At 74.1% G+C, this 22,005-nt stretch carries 21 protein-coding genes; 2 read left to right on the top strand and 19 right to left on the bottom strand.

The genetic code is table 11. The features are described 5' to 3' along the window. Position 1: 1 nt before the first annotated feature. From ANAEK_RS03285 to ANAEK_RS03205, 17 genes are all read right to left on the bottom strand, one after another. Positions 2 to 1,384, bottom strand: coding sequence for a sigma-54 dependent transcriptional regulator (locus tag ANAEK_RS03285; protein WP_012524729.1), 1,383 nt, complete (start codon positions 1,382 to 1,384; stop codon positions 2 to 4). 12 nt (positions 1,385 to 1,396) lie between these two features. Further along, the gene (locus tag ANAEK_RS03280; RefSeq protein ID WP_012524728.1) at positions 1,397 to 2,974 is read right to left on the bottom strand and encodes an ATP-binding protein; all 1,578 of its coding nucleotides are present in this window, start codon (positions 2,972 to 2,974) and stop codon (positions 1,397 to 1,399) included. 10 nt (positions 2,975 to 2,984) lie between these two features. Continuing rightward, a complete protein-coding gene (locus ANAEK_RS03275) occupies positions 2,985 to 4,238 on the bottom strand; it encodes a type II secretion system F family protein (protein ID WP_012524727.1) in 1,254 nt (417 codons plus the stop codon). 68 nt (positions 4,239 to 4,306) lie between these two features. Beyond that, a complete protein-coding gene (locus ANAEK_RS03270; protein ID WP_012524726.1) occupies positions 4,307 to 5,407 on the bottom strand; it encodes a type IV pilus twitching motility protein PilT in 1,101 nt (366 codons plus the stop codon). A 13-nt stretch (positions 5,408 to 5,420) separates the two neighbouring features. Next, complete coding sequence (pilB, locus tag ANAEK_RS03265) at positions 5,421 to 7,127, bottom strand: type IV-A pilus assembly ATPase PilB (RefSeq protein WP_012524725.1); 1,707 nt, start codon at positions 7,125 to 7,127, stop codon at positions 5,421 to 5,423. Positions 7,128 to 7,309: 182 nt separating this feature from the next. Beyond that, the gene (ribF, locus tag ANAEK_RS03260) at positions 7,310 to 8,281 is read right to left on the bottom strand and encodes a riboflavin biosynthesis protein RibF (RefSeq protein ID WP_012524724.1); all 972 of its coding nucleotides are present in this window, start codon (positions 8,279 to 8,281) and stop codon (positions 7,310 to 7,312) included. Positions 8,282 to 8,354: 73 nt separating this feature from the next. Then, positions 8,355 to 8,759: a cytidine deaminase gene (locus ANAEK_RS03255; protein WP_012524723.1), complete on the bottom strand. Its 405-nt coding sequence runs from the start codon at positions 8,757 to 8,759 to the stop codon at positions 8,355 to 8,357. Positions 8,760 to 8,763: 4 nt separating this feature from the next. Continuing rightward, a complete protein-coding gene (locus ANAEK_RS03250) occupies positions 8,764 to 9,117 on the bottom strand; it encodes a PilZ domain-containing protein (protein ID WP_012524722.1) in 354 nt (117 codons plus the stop codon). Positions 9,118 to 9,164: 47 nt separating this feature from the next. Next, on the bottom strand, positions 9,165 to 10,013 hold the full coding sequence (locus tag ANAEK_RS03245) for a purine-nucleoside phosphorylase (protein WP_012524721.1): 849 nt from the start codon (positions 10,011 to 10,013) through the stop codon (positions 9,165 to 9,167). Beyond that, positions 10,010 to 11,317 carry a thymidine phosphorylase gene (locus ANAEK_RS03240; RefSeq protein ID WP_012524720.1) on the bottom strand — a complete coding sequence of 436 codons (1,308 nt, stop codon included), beginning with the start codon at positions 11,315 to 11,317 and terminating at the stop codon, positions 10,010 to 10,012. The genes ANAEK_RS03245 and ANAEK_RS03240 overlap by 4 nt, the downstream gene beginning before the upstream one ends. A gap of 94 nt (positions 11,318 to 11,411) precedes the next feature. Beyond that, a complete protein-coding gene (locus tag ANAEK_RS03235; RefSeq protein ID WP_011419675.1) occupies positions 11,412 to 11,795 on the bottom strand; it encodes a PleD family two-component system response regulator in 384 nt (127 codons plus the stop codon). Positions 11,796 to 11,830: 35 nt separating this feature from the next. Next, a complete protein-coding gene (locus tag ANAEK_RS03230) occupies positions 11,831 to 13,333 on the bottom strand; it encodes a CheR family methyltransferase (protein WP_012524719.1) in 1,503 nt (500 codons plus the stop codon). After that, positions 13,330 to 14,355, bottom strand: coding sequence for a chemotaxis-specific protein-glutamate methyltransferase CheB (gene cheB / locus ANAEK_RS03225; RefSeq protein WP_012524718.1), 1,026 nt, complete (start codon positions 14,353 to 14,355; stop codon positions 13,330 to 13,332). The genes ANAEK_RS03230 and cheB overlap by 4 nt, the downstream gene beginning before the upstream one ends. Continuing rightward, a complete protein-coding gene (locus tag ANAEK_RS03220) occupies positions 14,352 to 16,622 on the bottom strand; it encodes a hybrid sensor histidine kinase/response regulator (protein WP_012524717.1) in 2,271 nt (756 codons plus the stop codon). The genes cheB and ANAEK_RS03220 overlap by 4 nt, the downstream gene beginning before the upstream one ends. Before the next feature lie 30 nt (positions 16,623 to 16,652). Then, positions 16,653 to 17,912 (bottom strand): methyl-accepting chemotaxis protein, encoded by a 1,260-nt coding sequence (locus ANAEK_RS03215; RefSeq protein WP_012524716.1) that lies wholly within the window; start codon positions 17,910 to 17,912, stop codon positions 16,653 to 16,655. A 14-nt stretch (positions 17,913 to 17,926) separates the two neighbouring features. Continuing rightward, complete coding sequence (locus ANAEK_RS03210; protein WP_012524715.1) at positions 17,927 to 18,325, bottom strand: chemotaxis protein CheW; 399 nt, start codon at positions 18,323 to 18,325, stop codon at positions 17,927 to 17,929. Beyond that, entirely contained in the window at positions 18,322 to 18,810 is a 489-nt protein-coding gene (locus ANAEK_RS03205; protein WP_012524714.1) for a chemotaxis protein CheW, read from the bottom strand. Before ANAEK_RS03205 ends, ANAEK_RS03210 begins: the two co-directional genes overlap by 4 nt. A gap of 75 nt (positions 18,811 to 18,885) precedes the next feature. On the opposite strand from ANAEK_RS03205, the gene ANAEK_RS03200 reads away from it, so the two are divergent. Then, positions 18,886 to 19,578, top strand: coding sequence for a PleD family two-component system response regulator (locus ANAEK_RS03200; protein WP_012524713.1), 693 nt, complete (start codon positions 18,886 to 18,888; stop codon positions 19,576 to 19,578). Positions 19,579 to 19,585: 7 nt separating this feature from the next. Here ANAEK_RS03200 and ANAEK_RS03195 read toward each other — a convergent pair whose 3' ends face one another. Then, positions 19,586 to 20,563, bottom strand: coding sequence for a lamin tail domain-containing protein (locus ANAEK_RS03195; protein ID WP_012524712.1), 978 nt, complete (start codon positions 20,561 to 20,563; stop codon positions 19,586 to 19,588). After that, a complete protein-coding gene (locus ANAEK_RS03190; RefSeq protein ID WP_012524711.1) occupies positions 20,560 to 21,219 on the bottom strand; it encodes a hypothetical protein in 660 nt (219 codons plus the stop codon). The genes ANAEK_RS03195 and ANAEK_RS03190 overlap by 4 nt, the downstream gene beginning before the upstream one ends. Positions 21,220 to 21,633: 414 nt before the next feature. Between ANAEK_RS03190 and ANAEK_RS03185 the strand changes: the two genes are divergently transcribed. Beyond that, a complete protein-coding gene (locus tag ANAEK_RS03185; RefSeq protein WP_012524710.1) occupies positions 21,634 to 22,005 on the top strand; it encodes a PleD family two-component system response regulator in 372 nt (123 codons plus the stop codon).

Below are 22,005 nucleotides of genomic sequence, written 5' to 3'. Positions count from 1 at the left end.
CTCAGCGGCCGGCGATCCCGAACTTGGCCAGCCGGTACCGCAGCGAGCGGAAGCTGAGCGACAGCACGCGCGCGGCCTCCGTCTTCACGCCGCCGGTGCGCTCCAGGGCCTGTTCCAGCAGGGCGCGCTCGATCGCGTCCAGGTGCGCCTGGAGGTCGATCCCCGCCTCAGGAAGCGCGGGCGTCGCGCCGGCCGCGGGGGCCGGGGCGGCCCCGCGGAGCGCGTGCGGGAGGTCGCCCGGAAGGATCCGGCCCCCGTCGCAGAGCGTGAGCGCGCGCTCCACCACGTTCGCGAGCTCGCGCACGTTGCCCGGGTAGCCGTGGGCGAGCAGCAGGCGCTCCGCCTCCGGACTCAGCGCGGGTCGCGCCCGGCCCTGCTCCTCGGCGAAGCGGGCCAGGAAGTACTCGACGAACAGCGGCAGGTCCTCGCGCCGCTCGCGCAGGGCGGGCATGCGGAGCTGGATGACGTTCAGCCGGTAGTAGAGGTCCTCGCGGAACCGGCCCGCCCGGACCTCCTCGGCGAGGTCGCGGTTGGTGGCCGCCACGATGCGCGCGGAGAAGCCCAGGTCGGCGCTCCCGCCCACCCGGCGGAGCTTCCGCTCCTGGAGGGCCCGCAGCAGCTTGACCTGCACCGGCGGCGGCAGCTCGCCCACCTCGTCCAGGAACAGCGTCCCCGCCCCGGCGACCTCGAACAGCCCGGCCTTCGCCTCGGTCGCGCCGGTGAAGCTGCCCTTCTCGTGGCCGAACAGCTCGCTCTCGATCAGCCCCTCGGGGATCGCCCCGCAGTTGATGGCGACGAACGGCTGCCGATGCCCGGCGCGGGCGTGGATGGTGCGCGCCACCACCTCCTTGCCGGTCCCGCTCTCGCCGCTGATGAGCACGGTGGTGCGGGTTCGCGCCAGCTTCTCCACCAGGGCGCGGACCTCCTCGATGGCGGGCGACCGGCCGATGAGCTCGGCGTCCTGCCCGTCGTCGCCGCGCCGGCCCACCCGGTGCCGGAGGACCCGGTTCTCGGCGACGAGCCCGCGGTGCTCGAGCGCCTTCTCGATCACCAGCTTCAGCTCCTCGACCTTGAACGGCTTCAGCACGTAGTCGTACGCACCGAGCTTCATCGCCTGGATGGCGTTCTCGGTGGTGGCGAACGCGGTGAGGATGATCACCTCCGTCCCGGGCGCCTCGCGCTTGACCGCCTCGAGCAGCTGGATCCCGCTCTCCGCCCCCAGGCGCAGGTCGGAGAGGACGAGGTCGAGATCGCCCTCCGCGGCGCACGCGAGCGCGGCGCCGAGGCTCGCCGCCGCGACCACCTCGTGGCCCTGCTTGCGCAGCAGGATCTCGAGGAACTCGCGCATCGACTGCTCGTCGTCGACCACCAGGATCTTCGCCATGGCGCCCCGATCCTACCCCGTCTCCGTCGCGCGTGCGGGCCCGGGCAGGTGGACCGTGAACCGGGCGCCCTGGCCCGGGGCGGAGCGCACCTCGACCCGCCCTCCGTGCGCGTCCACGATCCGCTGCACCACTGCGAGTCCGAGGCCGGTTCCGCGCTCCTTGGTGGTGTGGAACGGGAGGAAGATGCGCTCCCGCTCCGCCGGCGGGATGCCCGGCCCGTCGTCCTCGACCGCGAACCAGGCGCCGCCGTCCTCGCCGCCGCACGCGACCGCGATGCGCCCCCCCCGCCCCCCGAGCGCCTGCGCCGCGTTGCGCAGCAGGTTCCAGACCACCTGCCGGATCTGGTCCGGGTCGCAGGCCGCCGGCGCCGGACCGATCTCGCGCGACAGGACCAGCCCGGCGGCGGCGGGATCGTTCGCGAACACCCGCAGCGCGTCGTCGAGCAGGCTGGCCAGGTCCACCGCGCCGGGCCGCAGCGGGGCCGGACGCGCGAAGCGGAGGAACTCGGTGACGAGCTCGTCCAGTCGCGCCGCCTCGCGGAGCACGATGTCGAGGAGCCGCCGCTCGTCGCCGCCGAGCGGCGCCTGCGCCCGCAGCAGCTCCACCGATCCCGCCATCGAGGCGAGCGGGTTGCGCAGCTCGTGGGCGAGCCCGGCCGCGACGCGTCCCAGGTCCGCCAGCCGCTCGCTGCGCTGGAAGGCCTGCTCCATGGCCCGAAGCCGCGTGAGGTCCTGGAAGATGGCGGCCGACCCGATCTCCGCGCCGGCCCGTCCCATCAGCGGGAAGACCGTGTAGCCCAGGGTGAGCCGCTCGCCCCGGGCGTTCACCCACTCGATCTCGTCGCGGCCGGTGCCGGCCTGGAGCGGCAGCACCTCGCGGATGGGCCGTCCGAGCGCGCGCGCCAGCGGGATGCCGGTCACCTGCTCGGCCGCGACGTTCAGGAAGGTCACGCGCTCGGCGCGGTCGGCCGTCACCAGCCCGCTGGTCAGCGACTGCACGATCGACTCGTGCAGCGCCGTGATGGCCTCGAGGTCGCCCTCGCGCTCCGCCAGGCGCTCGCCGGTGCTGCGGAGCAGCTCGGCGAGATAGGACGCGAGCGCCGCGGTGACCACGAACGCGCCGCCATGCGCGAACACGGTCACGACCGGCGCCGAGCCGGGCCGCCAGGTGGCGGCGAGCATGACGACGTACCCGAGCAGCGCCATGCCCGCGGCGGCGATGGCGCCGCGGCGGTACAGCAGGATCGCGCCGTTCACGACCGCCAGCGAGAACATGAAGACGAACACGCTCTCGACGCCGCCGGTGAGCGCCCCCACCGCCGACGCGATCGCCACGTCGAGCGCGATCTGCGCGTACGCGACCGCCACCAGGCCGGCGTTTCGGCGCAGCGCCACGGCGAACAGCAGCGAGCCCGCGTACGTGGCGGCGACGACGCCGTACAGCGGCGCGAGGTACGACCCCGCCTCCCCGCCGACCTGCCAGCCGACCAGGGCCGTGCCGCCGAGCAGCACGGTCACGGTCACCAGGCGGAAGAAGGTGAGCCAGACGAGCTTTCGGTGCAGCCCCGGCTCTGCCCCGGATCCGCTCATCCGTCCCTGGCTACTTGATGGTCCCGGCGATGTTGAAGATCGGCATGTACATCGCGATCATGAAGAAGCCCACCGTGCCGCCCAGGAACACCATCATCAGCGGCTCGATCATGCTGGTGAGCGCGCCGACCGCGACGTCCACCTCGTCGTCGTAGAAGTCGGCGATCTTGTTGAGCATGGCGTCCATGGCGCCCGTCGCCTCGCCCACGCCGATCATCTGCACGACCATCGCAGGGAACACCTTCGTCTCGGCGAGCGGGCCGGCGATGTTCTTGCCCTCGGAGATCTTGGCGCGGACGTACAGGATGCCCTTCTCGATGGTCCGGTTGCCCGCCGACTTCGCGACGATCTCGAGCGCGTCGAGGATCGGCACGCCCGAGGACAGCATCGTGCCGAGCGTGCGCGTGAAGCGCGCCACCGCCACCTTGCGGACGAGCGGCCCGAACACCGGCATCTTGAGCACCGTGTCGTGCCAGATCTCCTGCCCGCGGCCTTTCCGTGTCGCCGTCTTGAACGCCACGAACAGCGCGACCGGCACGCCGACGTAGACGAACCAGTAGTTCCGGAACCCGTGCGAGATGTCGATGAGGAACTGCGTCGGCGCCGGCATGGCGCCGCCGAAGTCCTTGAACATCTTCTCGAACGTCGGAACCACGAACGCGATCAGGACCGCCACGACGCCGACCGCGACCGTGAGTACGATCGCCGGGTACACCATGGCGCCCTTCACCCGGCGGCTCAGCTTCTCGTTCTTCTCGATGTAGGCGCCGAGGCGCTGGAGGATGGTGTCGAGGATGCCGCCGATCTCGCCGGCGCGCACGAGCTGGACGAACAGCTCGTCGAAGACCTTGGGGTGCTCGCCGAGCGCGTCCGCGAAGGTCGAGCCGGACTCGACCTTGACCTTGACGGTCGAGAGGACCTTGCGGAACTCGGCGTTGTCCGCCTGGGTGGCGATGATGTCGAGGGCCTGCACCAGCGGGAGGCCGGCGTCGATCATCACCGAGAACTGGCGGGTGAAGACCAGGAGGTCCTTGGTCGTGACCCCGCCCATCCCGGGGATCTTGAGCTGGATCTCCTTGGGCTTGCGGCGGACCTTCTCCGGCTCGATGCCCATCTGCCGGAGGCGGGCCTGCACCGCGGCGGCGTCCTGTGCCTCCATCTCGCCGGAGCGCACCTCGCCCTGCCGGGTCTTGCCGGACCACTTCCACACCTTGGCCGGCGTGGCTGCCCGGGTCTTCACGTTCGCGGCTGCGGCCTGGGCCATGGTCTCCTCACGAAGCGACGGCTCCCGCATCCTAGCGCGGGGGTGGGATCGGGTCGAATCCGGGGCTGCTACCGCGCCGCACCTTGTGGCGGGCCGCGCAGCGCGGCGCCGCTCGCGATGATGTTCTTCAGCTCCTCCGCGTCGGAGGACCGGCCGAGCGCCTCCTCCAGCGTGATGAGGCGCTTCGCGAACGCCATCGCCAGGCTCTGGTTGAAGGTCTGCATGCCGAACTTGGCCTGGCCGACCTGCATCTGCGAGTAGACCTGGTGCACCTTGTCCTCGCGGATGAGGTTCCGGATCGCGGGGTTCGGGACCATCACCTCGATGATGAGCACGCGGCCGGGGCCGCCGGCCTTGGGCAGCAGGTTCTGGGTGAGCACGCCCTCCAGCACGAACGAGAGCTGCGCGCGGACCTGCGGCTGCTGGTAGGGCGGGAACACGTCCAGGATGCGGTTGATCGTCTGGACCGCGCTGTTGGTGTGCAGCGTCGCGAAGGCGAGGTGGCCGGTCTCGGAGATCACCAGCGCCGCCTCGATGGTCTCGAGGTCGCGCATCTCGCCGACGAGCACGACGTCGGGATCCTGGCGGAGGATGTACTTCAGCGCCTTCTTGAACGAGGCGGTGTCCGCCCCGACCTCGCGCTGGTTCACCACGCAGTTCTTGTGCGGGTGCAGGTACTCGATCGGATCCTCGATCGTGATGATGTGCTCGTGCCGGTCGGTGTTGATCTTGTCGATGATCGACGCGAGCGTGGTGGACTTGCCGGAGCCGGTGGGGCCCGTGACGAGCACCAGGCCGCGCGGCTTCTTGGCCAGCTCGGCCACGATGGGCGGCAGGCCCAGCTCCTGGAAGGTGAGGATCTTGAACGGGATGGTGCGGAACGCGCCGGCCACCGCGCCGCGCTGCATGAAGACGTTCGCGCGGAAGCGCGAGAGCCCCTTCACGCCGAAGGAGAGGTCGAGCTCGCTCTCCTCCTCGAACTTGTGCTTCTGCGCGTCGGTGAGGATCGAGTAGCAGAGCTGCTTCGTCTCCACCGGCGAGAGCGGCGGGGTCTTCAGCGGCACCAGCTTGCCGTCGATGCGGAGCTGGGGCGGGGAGCCGGTGGTGACGTGGAGGTCGGAGGCCCCCTTCTCGACCATCGCCTTCAGGAGCTGGTGCAGGTTCGCCAAGGTTGGCCGTCTCCTAGAACTTGTCCGGCGCGGTGTTGCCGACCGCCTCGGCGAGGCTGGTCATGCCGGTCTTCACCTTGTTGAGCGCGCTCATGCGCAGCGTGCGGAAGCCGAGGCGGATCGCCTCCTGCTTCAGCTCGGCGGCGGAGCAGCCCTGGATGACGAGCTCCTTCAGCCCGTCCCAGAGCGGCATCACCTCGTACACCGCCACGCGCCCCTTGTAGCCGCGGTCGTTGCAGGCCTTGCAGCCGCCCGGCTCGTACACCTGGAACGTGCCGATCTCCTCGGCGGGGAACCCCGCGTCGAGCAGCGCCTGCTCGTCCGGCGCCACCGCCTTGCGGCACTCGGGGCAGAGCCGGCGGCAGAGCCGCTGCGCCACGATCGCGTTCAGGGACGCGGTCACCAGGAACGGCTCGATGCCCATGTTGAGGAGGCGGGAGACGGTGCCGGGCGCGTCGTTGGTGTGCAGCGTCGAGAGCACGAGGTGCCCGGTGAGCGCGGCCTTCACGCCGATCTCGGCGGTCTCGAAGTCGCGGATCTCGCCGACCATGATGATGTCGGGGTCCTGCCGCAGGAAGCTGCGCAGCGCGGCCGCGAAGTTGAGGCCGATGTCCTCGTGCATCTGGACCTGGTTGATGCCGAAGAAGTTGAACTCCACCGGGTCCTCGGCGGTGGAGATGTTCCAGGCGACCTCGTTCAGCTTGGAGAGCGCCGAGTAGAGCGTGGTGGTCTTGCCGGAGCCGGTCGGGCCGGTGACGAGGACCATGCCGTAGGGCCGGTCGATCGCCTCCATGAAGTCCTTGAGCTGCTGCTCCTCGAACCCGAGCTTGGTCATGTCGAGCTGCAGGTTCGACTTGTCGAGGAGGCGCATCACCACCTTCTCGCCGAACAGCGTCGGGCAGATGGAGACGCGGAAGTCCATCTCCTTGCCCTTGCCCAGCTTCAGCTTGATGCGCCCGTCCTGCGGCAGCCGGCGCTCGGAGATGTCGAGCTCCGACATGATCTTGAGGCGCGAGATGATGGCGTTCCGCAGCTTCATGGGCGGCTTCATCACCTCGTACAGCACGCCGTCGATGCGGAAGCGGACGCGGAAGTCCTTCTCGTAGGGCTCGACGTGGATGTCCGAGGCCCCCTTCTTGATCGCGTCGAGCAGGATGAGGTTCACCAGCTTGACGACCGGCGCCTCCTCCGCGCTCTTCTCGAGGTCGACGACGTTCATGTCGTCGCCGTCGGCCTCGATGATCGCGACCTCCGAGTCGTCGAAGCCCTGCATCACCTCGTCGAGGTCGGGCCCCTTCTCCGCGTAGTACTTCTCGATCGCCTCGCGGATCGCCTGCTCGGAGGCGACCACCACCTCGACGTTGTAGCCGGTGAGGAACTTGACGTCGTCGATGGCGAAGATGTTGGACGGGTCGCTCATCGCCACGATGAGCGAGGAGCCGGCGCGGTTCACCGGGATGACCTGGTGCTTCTCCGCGGCCGCCTTCGGGACGAGCTTCAGCACCTCGTCGTCGATGTCGAAGTCCTTCAGCGAGATCGCCGGAACGCCGTACTGCTTCGAGAGGAAGCCGGTGAGATCGCTCTCGGCGATGGCGCCCTGCTTCACCAGCAGCGAGCCAATGCGCCCTCCGGTCTTGCGCTGCTCGTCCTGGGCCTTCTGCAGCTGCTGCAGGGAGATGAGGTTCTCCCGCACCAGCAGTTCGCCGAGCCGTCCGGACATGTCGTCTTAGCCCTCGTTGCCTTCGCCGGAGCGCGGCGGGATCCGCGCGGGGAGCCCAGCGACCTTAACAGGCGGTTCCTGCGAGGGTCAAGGAACGGGCCAGGTCGAAGCCCGCGATTTGCAAGGAGAAAGCGACACGGTCCCTACATCGGACCCGCCCGTCGCCGGGCGCGCGGGGCGCCTCAGCCGGCGAGCACGCGGTGCGCCGCCTCGACGTCCCGGGCGATCTGCGCGCGCAGCGCCTCCACCGACGGGAAGCGCTGCTCGTCGCGCAGGCGGGCCAGGAACGCGAGCCGGATGGGCGTGCCGTAGAGGTCCCGGCCGTCGAAGCCGAACAGGTGCGCCTCGGCGACCGCCGCCGCGCCCGACTCCACGGTGGGTTTCACGCCCACGTTGCACACGCCGCCGTGCACCGCCGCGCCGGACAGGCCGGTCTCGCGGTGGGCGCCGCCCAGCTCCGCGCGGACCACGTAGACGCCGTTCGCGGGCAGCAGGCCGGTGGTCGCCACGTTCGCGGTGGGGAACCCGAAGCCGCGCCCGCGCCCCGCCCCGCGCGCCACCTCGCCGTCGAGGTCGTAGGGACGGGTGAGGAGCTGCGCGGCCGCCTCCACGTTCCCCTCGCGCAGGAACTCGCGGACCTTCGTGGACGACACCACCAGGCCGTCGACGGTGACCGGGTCCACCACGTGGAGCGAGATGCCGTGGCGCTCCAGCAGCGGGCGGAGCGCGTCCACCCGGGCGCGGTCGCGGCCGGCGGTGAAGTCCCAGCCCACCACCACGTCCGCGACCTCGAGCCTGCCGGCCAGGTCGCGCGCCGCGAACTCGGCCGCGGGCGTGCCGGCGTAGCCGAGGTCGAACGGCTGGACCACCGCCGCGTCGAGCCCGAGCCCGGCGAGCAGCTCGAGCTTGCGCGGCAGCGGCGTGATCACCCGCGGGGCGAGCTGCGGCCGGAGCACGCGGACCGGGTGCGGCTCGAAGGTGAGCACGCCGGCGCTGCGCCCGCGCGAGGCGGCCCAGGCGCGCGCCACCTCGGCGAGCTTCTGGTGCCCGAGGTGGACGCCGTCGAAGTTCCCGATCGCGACCGCGCCGCCGCGGAGCACGCCGGCGGCGGCAGCCTGCTCCAGGGAGCGGAAGACCTGCACGCCGCCGTTCATAGGTCCGGGACCCCCCGGCGTCAATCGCACGCGCGTGCGGCCGTTCGCCCGCGCCGGCGACCCGGACGACCGCCTACAGGAACCGGCGCCCGAACGCGCTCGGCAGCAGCGCGCCGAGGGTGGTCTCGACCCGGGCGCCGCGGGCGCCGGCGAGGACCACCGGGAGGTCCGGCCCGCCGAACTCGGCGAGCGTCTGGAGGCAGGCGCCGCAGGGCGGCGTCGGCGGGCTGGTGCCGCTCGCCACCGCCACCGCGTCCAGGCGGCGGGCGCCCGCGGCGACCGCGGCCGCGACCGCGGCGCGCTCGGCGCAGACGGTCAGGCCGTAGCTCGCGTTCTCGACGTTGCACCCTGCGTGAACGGCCCCGCCGGCGCGCACCGCCGCGCCCACCCGGAAGCGCGAGTACGGGGCGTAGGCCCGGCCCCGCGCGGCGCGGGCGGCGCGGACGAGCTCGTCGTGGGACCGGTCCGGCGGCGGCATGCGCTCAGGCCTGCTGGAGGAAGCGCGCGATGGCGAGCTCCGCGTCGAGCGGGATCTCCACGAAGCGCAGGTGCGTTCCGAAGCGCTCGTCCTCGCGCGTGACCCCCAGCACCTCCGCGACGGCGCGGATCTCGCCGCCGTGGCCGGGCAGGATGAACCGCAGCTCGAACCGGCTGCCCTCCGGCGGGTGGAGGCCGTCGAAGTACACGCCGCCCAGTGCCAGGTTGCCCCGGCGCGGCTCGAACGATCCGCCCAGCGCGGCGTCGCGCACCAGCAGCTCCAGCGGCACCCGGCCGCTGTCGCGTCGATCCGCCTCCGGCGTCACCGCCGGTCCACCTGCCGTGTTCGGCTCACGCATGCGCGCCACCTCGGGATCCCGAGGCTAGCAGCGCCCGGGGGGCGCCATCAACGCCCGGCCCGTGCGAGGAACGCCGACACCAGCGCCCCGAGCTGGTCCCGGACGCGGTCCGCGGTCGCGGCCACCTCCGCGTGCGTGAGGGGCTTCCGCACCAGCCCGGCCGCGTGGTTCGTCACCACCGAGAGCCCGGCCACCGGCACGCCCATGTGGCGCGCCACGATCACCTCCGGGACGGTGGACATGCCCACCAGGTCCGCGCCGAGCGCCCTCAGCATGCGCACCTCGGCGGGCGTCTCGTACGAGGGCCCGAGCATGCAGGCGTACACGCCGCGGCCGAGCGGGAGCCCGAGCTCCGCCGCGGTCGCGTCGAGCAGCGCGCCCAGCCGCTCGTCGTAGGCCTCGGACATGTCCGGGAAGCGCGGCCCGAGCCGGTCCAGGTTCTCGCCGACGAGCGGGTTCTGGCCGGAGAGGTTCAGGTGATCCGTGATGCGCACCAGCTCACCGGGGCCGAGCGCCGGGTTCACGCCGCCCGCCGCGTTGGTGACGAGCAGCGCGCGGATGCCGAGGCCGCACAGCACGCGGGCGCCGAAGGCGACGTCCTCCGGCGACCAGCCTTCGTACGCGTGCACCCGCCCCTGCATGGCCGCGATGGGCACCGGGCCACCCTCCGCGTCCAGCTCGCCCAGCACCAGCCGCCCGGGGTGGCCGACCACCTTGGCGACCGGAAACCCCGGGATGCGCTCGTAGGGGATCACCACGGGGTGCTGCAGGCGCTCGGCGAAGGCGGACAGGCCGGAGCCCAGGATGACGCCGGCGACCGGCGCGGCCTCGGCCTGGCCGCGCACCCAGGCGAGCGCGTAGGAGAGCCGGGTGGAGAGATCGGCGCGCCGGGTCATGCCAGCCTCTCGAGGAACAGGGGCGCGGCCGGCGGTGCGGCCGGGCCGATGCGGTACGCGCCCGCGAGCCGGGCGGCGATGCGCTCGCGCGGCTCGCTCCGCGGGCCGTGGTGGACGACGCAGAGCGGCTCGCCCCGCTCGACGCGGTCGCCCAGCTTGCGCTCGACGAGGATGCCCACCGCCGGGTCGACCGGGTCCTCCACCCGGGCGCGCCCGGCGCCGAGCGCGACCGCGGCGAGCCCCACCGCCTCGGTGTCCACCGCCTGCACGAAGCCCGCGGCGGGAGCGGGCACGGGGTAGGTGCCGGCGGCGCGCGGCAGGAGCGACGGGTCTCGGATGACGGCCGGGTCGCCGCCCTGCGCGGCCACGATCTCCTCCAGCTTGGCGAGCCCGCGCCCGTCGGCGATGGCCTGCTCCACCGCGGCGCGCGCTGCGGAGAGCTCCGGCGCGACCCCGCCGGCGAGGAGCATCTCGGCCGTGAGCTCGACCGTGATGGCCCGCAGGTCCGCGGGCCCGCCCCCGCGGAGGAGCTCGAGCACCTCCGCGACCTCCAGCGCGTTCCCCACCGCGCGGCCGAGCGGCTGGTCCATCCCGGTGAGCAGCGCCGTGACGCGCTTGCCCATGCCGCGCCCGATGGCCGCGAGCGTGCGCGCCAGCGCCCGCGCGTCCTCCGGCCGCTTCATGAACGCGCCCGAGCCGACCTTCACGTCCAGCACCAGCGCGTCGATCCCCTCGGCCAGCTTCTTCGACATGATCGACGCGGCGATGAGCGGGATCGACTCCACCGTGGCGGTCACGTCGCGCAGCGCGTACAGCTTGCGGTCCGCCGGCGCGAGGCGGGCGGTCTGGCCGACGAGGCAGGCGCCCACGTCGCGCACCAGCGCCCGGAAGCGCTCCGCCGGCAGGTCCACCCGGAACCCCGGGATCGCCTCCAGCTTGTCGAGCGTGCCGCCGGTGTGGCCCAGGCCGCGCCCGGAGATCATCGGCACCTTCACGCCGCACGCGGCCGCGAGCGGCGCGAGCGCGAGCGAGACCTTGTCGCCCACGCCGCCGGTGGAGTGCTTGTCCACCTTGGCGCCCGGGAGGTCCGAGAGATCGAGCACGTCGCCGGAGCGGAGCATCGCCTCGGTGAGCGCGCGCACCTCCGCGTCGTCCATGCCGCGGAAGAACACCGCCATGCAGAACGCCGCCATCTGGTAGTCGGGCACCTCGCCGCGGGTGAATCCGTCCACCAGCGCGGCGATGGCGTCCGCGGGCAGGGCCCGGCCGTCGCGCTTCGCGTGGATGATCTCGTAGGCGCGCAAGCGGCCCTCCCGGCGCCCGGCGGCGGCGCGTGTTCCCGAGCCTAGCCCAGCGCGCGGCGCCGCGCGACGGCGGAGGCGGGGCCCGGGCGGGCGTTCACCAGATGATCGACTCCACCAGCTCGTCCACCATGTCCCCGAGCCGCTCGATGCCGTGCGACTTGGACAGGAAGCCGTCGGCGCCGGCCTGCTCGGCGATGGGCTCGAGCTCCTCGTCGGTCTTCGAGCTGAACAGGATGATGGGGATCTTCTCGGTGTGGAAGTCCTGCTTCAGCACCCGCACGATGTCCTTGCCCGAGATGTCCGGCATCATGAGGTCGGTGAGGATCACCTCGGGCTGGAACCCGTCGAGCTGCGCCTGGAACTCGAGCAGGTTCGAGGCGGCCGCGACGCGGTAGCCGCGGTCCTCGAGCACGGCCTTCTCCATCTCGAGCGTGATCGCCGAGTCGTCGAGCAGGAGGATGCGCTTCTTCTCGGCCATGTCGATTCGCCTCCCGCCGGGAGCTCCGCGCCGCCCTACAGGGCGGCGAGCGCGTACTCGGCCGCGCGCGCGAACGCGCTGCCGTCCTCGGGGATGTCCGGATAGTACCCCAGGAACGCCTGCGCCCGCCCGTCCGGCCGGCGACGGTACGCCTCCAGCGCGTTGCGGTATGCCAGCCGGGCGCGGACCACGTCGCGCTGTGCCTCGCGGCAGCGGCCCAGGTAGTAGTGGCCGAGCGCGAGATCGGGGTCGAGGAACAGCGCGCGCGCGAGCTCCAGCGCGGCCTCCTCGGCGTCGCCGCCCGAGAGCAGGTGGATGCCGTAGAACAGGTGCGCCTCGGCGCTGAGCGGCTCGAGCGCCAGCGCGGCCTGGTAGCTGGCGCGGGCGCGGTCGGGCTGGCGCAGCACGCCGTACAGGTTCGCGAGCGTGAGCCGCGCGGCCAGGTCGTCGCCGCCCTTCTCCAGCAGCCGCTCCAGCAGCTCGCGCGCGGCGCCGAAGCGGCCGTCGGCGAACAGCGCCACCGCGGCGTCGAGGTACTCCTGCGGCGCGAGGGGCAGCGGCTCGGGGTCCGGCGCGGGCGCGGAGGGACGCGCGGCGGGCGGCGGCACCAGCGAGAGGTGGCGCACCGGCGGCGGCGCCGCCGGCATCTGCACCAGGTGCGGGCGGGACGGCGGCGCGAGCGGGACGGACGGGCCGGCGCGGGTGGGCGCCTCGGGGCGGCGGTACAGGAACGCGCCGGAGACCTCGGTGAGCTCGAAGCCGTCGAACAGCCGGAACAGCGACTCCGAGTAGCCGAGGAACAGGTACCCGCCCGGCGCGAGCGCCTCGTGGAACTGCGCCAGCACCGCCTGCGTGGTGGGCGTGTCGAAGTAGATGATGACGTTCCGGCAGAACACGACGTCCCAGCCGCCCTCGGCCGGGCGCGGGAACGCGGACGACACCAGGTTGTGCGGGCGGATCGCGCGCAGGTACCGCCGGAGGCCGGAGCGCACGTGGAACGCGTCGCCGTCGCGATCGAAGTGCCGGCCGAGGTAGTGCGCGGGGATCTCGCGCACGCGCCGCGGGTCGTAGGCGCCGCGCGCCGCGAACGCGACCGCCTCGGGGTTCACGTCGGTGGCGAGGATCTCGACGTCGTCCGGGCTCGCCCCGGCGTCGGCGGCGGCCATGGCGATCGAGTACGGCTCCTCGCCGGTGGCGCAGCCGGCCGACCAGATGGCGACGCGCCGCCCGCCGGAGCGCGCGCGCTCGAGCAGGCCCGGCAGGATCGCGTCGAGCGCCCGGAACTGCCGCTCGTCGCGGAAGAAGCTGGTCTTGCCCACCGTGACGAGCGGGAGCAGGCGCCGCAGCTCCTCGTCGCCGGCGTCGGAGCGGAGCAGCGCCAGGTACGCGCCGGAGTCCGCGACGGCGGCCAGGCCCTCGAGGCGCGCCGCCACCGCGATGCGCAGCGCGGAGTGGCCCTCGCGCCGCACGTGGAGCCCGACCCGCTCCTTGAGCAGCGCGGCCAGCTCCAGCAGGTGGTCGGACGCGATCGGCTTCACCGCGTCAGCTCCCGGAGCGCGCGCGGGATCTCGTCGACGGGCAGCACCCGGTCCACCGCCCCGAGCTCCACCGCGGCGCGCGCCATCCCGAACACCGCGCTGGTGGCCTCGTCCTGCGCCAGCGTGGGGCCACCCGCGTCCTTGATGACCCGCAGCCCCTCGGCGCCGTCCCGGCCCATGCCGGTGAGCAGCACGCCGCAGCAGCGCCGCCCGTACTGCCGCGCCGCGGAGGTGAAGAGCGGCGTCACCGACGGGCGGAACGTGTCCACCGGCGGCGCCTCGGAGAGCCGCGCCACGCCCTCGCCGAGGACCAGGTGCCGGCCGGTGGGCGCGATGAGCACGCGCCCGGGCCGCAGCGGCTCGCCGTCGCGGGCCTCGCGCACGTCGAGGCGCGACTCCTGCGCGAGCCAGCCGGCGAGCCCGGCGGTGAAGCCGTCGGCGATGTGCTGGACCACGGCGATCGGCGCGGGGAAGTCGGGCGGCAGGCCGCGGAGCACCGCCGCGAGGGCGCGGGGGCCGCCCAGCGAGGCGCCGATCACCACCACCTCCACCCGGGCGCCGTGCGCCGGCGCGGCGTCGCGGCGCTCCCGCAGGCCGCGCAGGTGGCGGATCACCTTCACGCCGGCGAGCAGCCGCAGCCGCGAGCGGATGAGCCGCCCGTACTCGCCCAGGTCGGCGGTGGCCGACGGCTTCTCCAGGATGTCGAGCGCGCCCAGCGAGAGGGCGCGGAAGCCCGCCGCCTCGGTGGGGTTCGCGGTGAGCACGAGGATGGGCGTGGGCGTCTCCGCCATGATCCGCGCGATGCCCGAGTAGCCGTCGGCGTCGGGCATGTGCAGGTCCATGGTGACGACGTCCGGCCGCAGCGCGCGGGCCATGGCCGCCGCCGCGTCGCCGTCCGCCGCCACCGCCGCCACCTCGAAGCCGGGCTCGCCCGCGACCACGCGCGCGAGCAGCTCGCGGAACAGCTCCGAGTCGTCGGCGACCAGCACGCGGATGGGCCGGTCCCCCGCGGCCAGGCTCACGTGGGGACCCCGCACAGCCGCTCGAGCGTGACCGCGAGGCTCTCCGCGTCGAGCTCGCCCTTCACCAGGTAGGCGTCGGCGCCGGCGTCCACGCCCCGCCGCCGCTCCTCGGGCGCGGAGAGCGAGGACATGATCACGATGGGCAGCTTCACGAACCGCGGCGTCGCCTTGACCCGCCGGGTCAGGTCGATGCCGTCGAGTACCGGCATCTGCACGTCGGTGACGAGCAGGTGGTACTGGCCGTTCTGCAGCCGCGCCCAGCCGTCCTCGCCGTCCACCGCCTCGTCCACCTCGTGGCCGAGCGAGCGGAGCAGCGCGGCCTCGGCCTCGCGCGCGATGGCGCTGTCGTCCACCAGCAGGATCCGGAGCCGGCGGCGATCGCGCCCGCGGGTCATGGCCGGCGAGGCGAGCCGGCGGGCGGCGTTCACCAGGTCCGGCGTGGAGAGCAGCACCGCCACGCGCCCGTCCTCCAGCGCAGCCGCGCCGGTGACGAAGCGCATGCCCTTCAGGAACGCGCCCGGGGCCTTCACCGCCACCTCGCGCTCGCCGTGCAGGCCGTCCACCACCACCGCGGCCCCCTCGGACCCGTGGCTCACGTACACGACCATGGGCCGCTGCGCGCGGGGGCCGCCGTTCAGCGACAGCAGCGGCCCGAGCGCCACCACCGGCATGAGCCGGTTGCGGTAGCGCACCGCGCGGATGCCGGCCACCTCGGTGCTGTCCTTGGGGTCGAGCCGGCCCACGCTGTCCACGTCCACCGCCGGGACGCCGTAGACGTCGTCGTCGATCCGGACCAGCAGGACCTTCATCAGCGACAGCGACTGCGGCATGCGCAGCGTGAAGCGCGTGCCCTTGCCCGGGCTCGACTCCACCGTCACCGATCCGCCCAGCGCCGTGACGCGCTTGCGGACCACGTCGAGCCCCACCCCGCGCCCGCTGGTCTCGCCGGCCTGCTCTCGGGTGGAGAAGCCGGGGGTGAAGATGAGGTCGAGCGCCGCGCGGGACGAGAGGCTCGCGGCCTGCTGCTCGCCGATGAGCCCCTTGCGCAGGGCCGCGGCGCGCACCGCCGCCGGGGTGATGCCGCGCCCGTCGTCGTCCACCGTCACCGCGAGCAGGTCGCCGTCGGTCCGCGCCGAGATGGTGATGCGCCCCACCCGCGGCTTCCCGGCCGCCTCGCGCTCGTCCGGCGCCTCGACGCCGTGATCGACCGAGTTGCGCACCAGGTGGACGAGCGGGTCGTTCAGCGAGAGCAGGATGGACTTGTCCACCCCCGTCTCCGCGCCGCGCACCACGCACTCGACCTCCTTCGCCTGCTCGTGCGCCATGTCGCGCACCGCCCGCGGGAAGCCGGCCAGCACGCCGGAGAGCGGGATGAGGCGGGCCTCGCCGATCCGCTCGGAGAGCTGGCCGAGCTGCGCGTGCGCGCTCGAGGCGGCCTCGGAGTGGACGCGCGCGAAGCGGAAGGTGTCGGAGCGGAGCAGGTGGACGTCGCCCTCGATCTGCTCGACCAGCTTGGCGGTGCGGGGGTCGCGCACGCGCTCGGCGAGCGCCACCACGCGGTCGGAGATCCGCGCCCAGCGGGCGAACAGGCCCACGAGGTCCTTGGAGCGGCGCATCGCGCGCGCGCCCTCGACCATCACGTCGCCGGCCAGGGCGGCGATCTCGTCCAGCCGGTCCACGTCCACGCGGATGGACGCGGCGGGCTTGTCCCCGCGCAGCTCGGCGCGCGGCGCCTCCTCGGCGTGCGGGGCCGCGGCGGGGGGGGCCGCGGCGGACGGAGCGGGCGGGGCGGCCTCCGCCTCGGCCGGCGCCGCGGACGGGGCGGCCGGCGGCGCGGCGGATGCGGGCGCGGGCGCGGCGGGGGCGGCCGCGGTGGCCTCTGGCGCAGGCGCCCCGGAGATGAGCGCGCGCATCCGCTCGGCCAGCGCGGTCGCGGCGGCGCCGCCGTCGGCGGGCGCGTCGAGCATGGGCAGGATCGTGTCGCACGCGCCGAGCAGCGCGTCGATCCGCTCGCCCGGGCGCTCCGCCGGGAGCGCCTTCAGCAGGTCCTCCGCCGCGTGCACCACGGTGGAGATCCCCGCGAAGCCCATCATGCGGGCCTCGCCCTTCAGCGTGTGGAGCTCGCGGGCCAGCTCCTCGCGCACCTCGGGCGTCGCGGCGCCGCGCTCGATCTCGAGCAGCGCCGCCGAGATCTTCTCCACGCGGTCCGCGGTGGTCTCGCGGAAGCGCGGGAGCAGCTTCTGGCGGATCTCTTCGGAGATGCCCATGGCGGCGGCGGTCTGCGGGGCGCCCCGCGGCTACTCGACCTTGAAGCGCTTCACCAGCTCCGCGAGCCGCTCGGCCAGCTTGGTCAGCTCGGAGGCGGCGCCGGTGGCCTGCTTCGACCCGGTCTGCGCCTGCCGCGTGACCTCCTCGATCTCCGACATGGACTGCACCACCTGCTCGGTGGCGGTCCGCTGCTGCTGGGTGGCGAGGTGGATGACGCGGGCCGCGTCGCTGGTCTCCTGGATCCCGGAGAGGATCCCGGAGACGCTCGTCATGGCGTTGCCGCCGAGCTGCTCGCCCTCGGCCGCCATCCGCTTGTTGCCGTCCGACGCCTCCTTGGCGGCGTGCGTGGCCTCGCGGATCTCGGTGATGAGGTTCTTGATCTCCTTGGTGGACTCCATCACGTTCTCGGCGAGCCGCCGCATCTCCGCCGCCACGATGGAGAACCCGCGCCCGGCCTCGCCCGCCTTGGCGCCCTCCAGCGCCGCGTTCAGCGCGAGCAGGTCGGAGCGATCGGCGATCTCGTCGATCACCTCCACCACCGTGCCGATGCGCTCCACGCGCTTCGACAGCTTGGCGATGGCGTCGTCCACCTCGACCGCGTTGTGCCGCACCTTCTCCATCGAGGACATGAACGACTTGATGGCACCCTCGCCCTGCTTCGCCCCGGTGAGCGTCTGCTCGGCGATGGCGGCCACCATCTGCGCGTTCTCGGCGATCTGGTGCGAGGCGCCCTTCAGCTCCTCCATCGTGGCGGTGGTCTCGTGGATGGCCGAGGCCTGCGCGCTGGTGGAGGACTCGTTCTGCGTGGCGGCGGCGAGCACCTCGGCCGAGGAGGTCGAGAGCTGCAGCGCCGCCTCGCGGATCTCGGTGACGAAGCGCTTCAGCGTCTCCATCACCTGACCGATGCCGGCGATGAGCGGCGCGAGCGCCGCGTCGCTCACGCCCAGCCGCAGCGTGCCCGAGAGGTCGCCCTGGATGACCAGGCGGATCATCGCCTCGATGGCCTCGTCCACGCCGGCGGTGACGACCTGCACGCGCTGGCGCGACGCGTCGAGCTGCCCCGCCGCGTGGTCGGCGGCCGCGTTGGCGGCCTCGGCGATGCCGCGCAGCATCGGATCCGCGAACGCGGAGACGTCGAGCCGCGCCACCCCGTGCTCGCCGGCGGCGAAGGAGCGCAGGAACGCCTCGACCTGCAGCGCGTCGCCGGGGGCGACGCCGGTCTTGCGGGCGGGCCGCGCGGCGCGGGCGGGCTTCTTCTTCGGCTTGTCGAGTTCGGAGGGGTCGCGCATCGGTGTGGGCCTCTTCAGGCGGTGAGCTCGGGCGCGGCGGGGGAGCGCTCGCGCACCAGGGTGGGGAGATCGACGAGGAGCAGGGGCGCGTCGTCCAGCATGACGAGGCCGGTGACGGCGCCGGAGACGAGGCAGGCGGCGGCGAACGCGGGGAGCGGCTGGACGTCGGCCTCCGGCACGCTGCGGACCCCGACCACCTGGTCCACCACCAGCGTGCGCTCGGTCGCGCCCTCGTGGCTCGCCACCACGATGCCGCGCTCGCGCGCGAACGGCGCGCCCAGCGCGCTCTCCAGCACCAGGTCGTCCTCGGAGACGTCGCGCACCGCGCCGATCCGCACGGCGTCGTGCACCACGGCCGCGAACACGCGCGCGCCCACCTGAAACAGGAGGATCTCGCTGGTGGGCTCGGTCACGCCGCCGGGCCCCCCGCCGGAACGGCGCGCGCGCGGGCGGTCTCCACCAGGCGCGGCAGGTCGAGCACGGCCACCGTGCCGGCGCGATCGCGCCCGACGCCGGAGAGGAACTCGGCCACGCCGGAGGACTCGGCCGGCGGCGGCTCGATGGCGCGCCGCGGGATCGAGACCAGCCCCTCCACGCCCTCGGTCAACACCGCCACCTTCCACGGGCCACAGTGCACGATGGCAGCGCGGGTGCTGGCGCGGATGGGGACGGCGCCGTGGCCCACCAGCAGGCCGATGTCGAGCACCGGCAGCACCTCGCCACGGTGCGTGAACACGCCCGGGAGGAAGGCGGGCGCGGCGGGCAGCCGGGTGAGCGGCCCCAGGCGCACGACCTCGGTCACGAGCGGCGCCTCGAACGCGTAACGCGCGCCCAGCAGGCGGAGGCAGAAGTACCAGGCGTCGGCGCCCGTCGCGTCGGTGGGCTTCGGGTCGGCCATTCGGCGCGGGATTATCCGCGAGGGTGGGACGGCCGGGCAAGATCGGTGCTAATTTCTCCCGTCCCGAGGGAACGCGTGAAGGTCCTCATCTGCTGCGAGAGCGAGATCATCCTACAGGTGACCGGGATGGCGCTGGAGGCCGCCGGCCACCAGGTGGCGCTGGAGCGCGAACCGCACGCGCTGCTGGCGCACGTGCAGGGCGCGGCGGCGCTGCTGGTGGACGCGGGGCGCGCCCGGCAGGCGCCCGCGCTGCTGCGCGATCGCGGCTTCGCCGGCCGGTCGCTGCTGGTGGGTGAGGGTGCGCAGGAGGAGCTGGCCCGCGCCGCCGCGGAGCTGACGCTGGACGGCGCGGTGGCCTCGCCGGCCACGGACGACTTCGCGCAGCGCTTCACCGCCGCGGTGGGCGCCCGGCGGCGCGTCCTCATCGTCGACGACTCCGAGATCGTCGCGCGCCTGCTGCAGGAGGAGCTCGAGGCGAAGGGCTTCGAGATCCACTACGCGCCCGACGCGGAGAAGGCGACCTCGATCATCCTGAAGCGCCAGACCCGCCCCGACCTCATCCTCCTCGACGTCAACATGCCGAAGGTGGACGGCGGGCAGTTCTGCCGGTTCGTGAAGAAGAACGAGCGCTTCCGGTCGATCAAGGTGCTGTTCTGCTCGGGCGAGGACAAGGAGAAGGTCCAGCGCCTGGTGGCGGAGTGCGGCGCGGACGGCTTCCTCTCGAAGGGCGAGCTGCTCGGCAAGTGGATCGCCGAGAACGCCGGCTGACGCGGGGTCAGAGCGCGCCCGGCGAGCCGGCGGCGCAGGCCAGGTTGGCGGCGACGTCGGGGCCCGCGGGATCGCGCTTCACCGCCGCGGCCTCCGCACAGACCGGCGCGACGCCGCCCGCCCCGAAGCTCGCCACCATCGCCCCGCTCCCGTCGAGCAGCAGCAGCTCCGGCGGGCGATCGTTCGCGATCCCGCCGAGCAGCGCGGTGGCGCCGCAGGCGAGCACGCGCGTCCCCGCCGGCAGCGCGTACCGTCCGTCATAGGCGCCGCCCGCCAGCACCACCACCTCGCCCGGCGCGACCACCGCGTCCGGCGGGAGCGCGCACGAGGAGAGCGCGCCGGTGGAGGTGCGCTTGGCCAGCCGGTGGCCGTACAGGTCGAGCGGCCCCTCGCCCAGGTTGGCGAGCTCGGCGTACTCGCCGCCCGCCTCCGGCGTGGCCGCGTCGGCGCGGACCTCGGTCAGCGCCGGGGCCGGTGGAGGCCCGGCGGCGGCGCCGGTCTCGAACGTCGCGATCGACGGCCGGCGGCGACCGTCGGCGTCGAGCACCGGCCGGCCATCCGCCGCGCGGGCCCGCGACGAGAGCACGAGCGCGTATCCCGCGTGCGCGCGGAGCGGTGCGTCCGGCCGGAGCACCGCGCGCGTGCCGTCCGCATCCAGCGCCGCGCGCGCCGGCACCGCCTGCGCCAGGCCCGCCCCGCCCTCCTCCGACTCGACCGCGTCGAGCGCTGCCTTCACCGCGTCGGCCGGCACGAGCACGAGTCGCGCCCCGTCCGCCAGGCCGGCGGGGTCCACCGGCGCGCTGAACGTCACCGCCGCCTCGGCCAGCTCCGGCGCCACGCCGGGCCCGGCCGGCTCGAGCGCGATCACCCGCACGTGCGGCGCGGCCTCGGGCAGCCCGCAGCCCGCCGCGAGCGCCGCCGCCCAGACGACCGCGGGGAGCGCCGCGCGCCGCCCGCTCACCGGCCCGACCCGGCGGCCGCTCACCGCGCCACCCCGGCGCCGCCGGTCACCGCGTCCAGCTCGGCGCCGAGCCGCGCGATCTCCAGCTCCAGCTCGGCGCGCGCCAGCGCCTCCGCCGGCGGCGCGAGCACGAGCCGGACCCGGAGCCGCTGCCGCTCGAAGTGGAGCCGGGTGGCCCGCGCCACCGCCTCGTCCCGGCGCCGTGCGCGCGCCGCGTCCTGCGCCGCCGCCTGCAGCTCACCCGGCGCGGCCACCAGCCGCCCCAGGTCCCAGGTGGCGCGGAGGAGGAACGTGTTGCCGGGCGCGACGCGCAGGTAGTCCACCTCCCCCGAGCCCTGCAGCCCCACCACGCGGTTCGACTGCTCCTCGTGGCGGTACTCGGCGGTGATGCGCGGCAGGAGCGCCGCGAGCCGCGCGCGCGCCGGGAAGGAGCCGGACAGTGAGCCGGCGCGCTCGGCACGGCGTGCGGCCGCGGCCTGCAGCGCGGCGACCTCGGCGTCCGCCGCGTCGCCCGCGCCGGCGGGATCGGCGGCGCGGGCGATGGCGGCGGGGGGCGCGGCGTAGACGATGGCGTACGGCGCGCCGGCGGGCGGTGGCGCGGCGCGGGGCTGGGCGCGCGCGGGCGCCGCGGCGCAGAGCGCGAGCGCGGCCGCGAGGAGGTCGAGGTGGGGCGAGGCCATGCGGCCCGACGAGAGCACGGGGCGGACCAGCGCGCCGGGCCGTCGTTCCGCGGCCTTGCGCGGTGGGCATGGGACGCACCTCGGCCGCGCGGTACGCCGCCCGGGCGGTCACGCGTCCCGGGGACAGGTGCGTCCTCACCCACGCGCGCGCGACCCGAGGGGCCGCGGCGACCCGGCCCCGCACGCGCTCGCGGTGGAACGACTGCGGGTACGCGTCCGCGCCGGCCGGCGCAGGTGCCGCACCGGAGGGCGGAGGCGCGGCGCGGGTCGGCCGCATCTTGCCGCCGTTCCAGGGAAATCCGATCGGCCGCCGGGTGTGTGCGCGCTCCCCCGCGGCGACCACACCGTCCCGTGGCGCGGGGACGCCGCGTGGTGCCAGGCTTGCACGGAGTGCGAGGCCGACCTGGAGGCGAGATGGAGCGGAAGAAGATCCTGCTCGTGGACGACTCGAGCACCGTGCTGCTCATGGAACGCATGATCCTCGCGAAGAGCGCGTACGACGTGGTCACGGCGCGCGACGGGCAGGAGGGGATCGAGAAGGCGCGGGCCGAGCGGCCGGACCTCATCCTGATGGACGTGGTCATGCCGCGCATGGACGGCTTCGAGGCGTGCCGCAAGCTCCGCGAGCACGAGGAGACGGCCGCCATCCCGGTGATCATGGTGACCACCCGCGGCGAGCTCGCCAGCGTGGAGACCGGCTACGCGAGCGGCTGCACCGACTACGTCACCAAGCCCATCAACGGCCTCGAGCTGCTCGCCAAGGTGCGCAGCTGCCTCGGCCAGTAG

Origin of the sequence: Anaeromyxobacter sp. K, from assembly GCF_000020805.1 — a bacterium.
In the GTDB taxonomy this organism is placed as follows: Bacteria; Myxococcota; Myxococcia; order Myxococcales; family Anaeromyxobacteraceae; genus Anaeromyxobacter; species Anaeromyxobacter dehalogenans.
The sequence above is the reverse complement of the archived record's forward strand: the minus strand, read 5'-3'. Positions and strand labels throughout refer to the sequence as shown.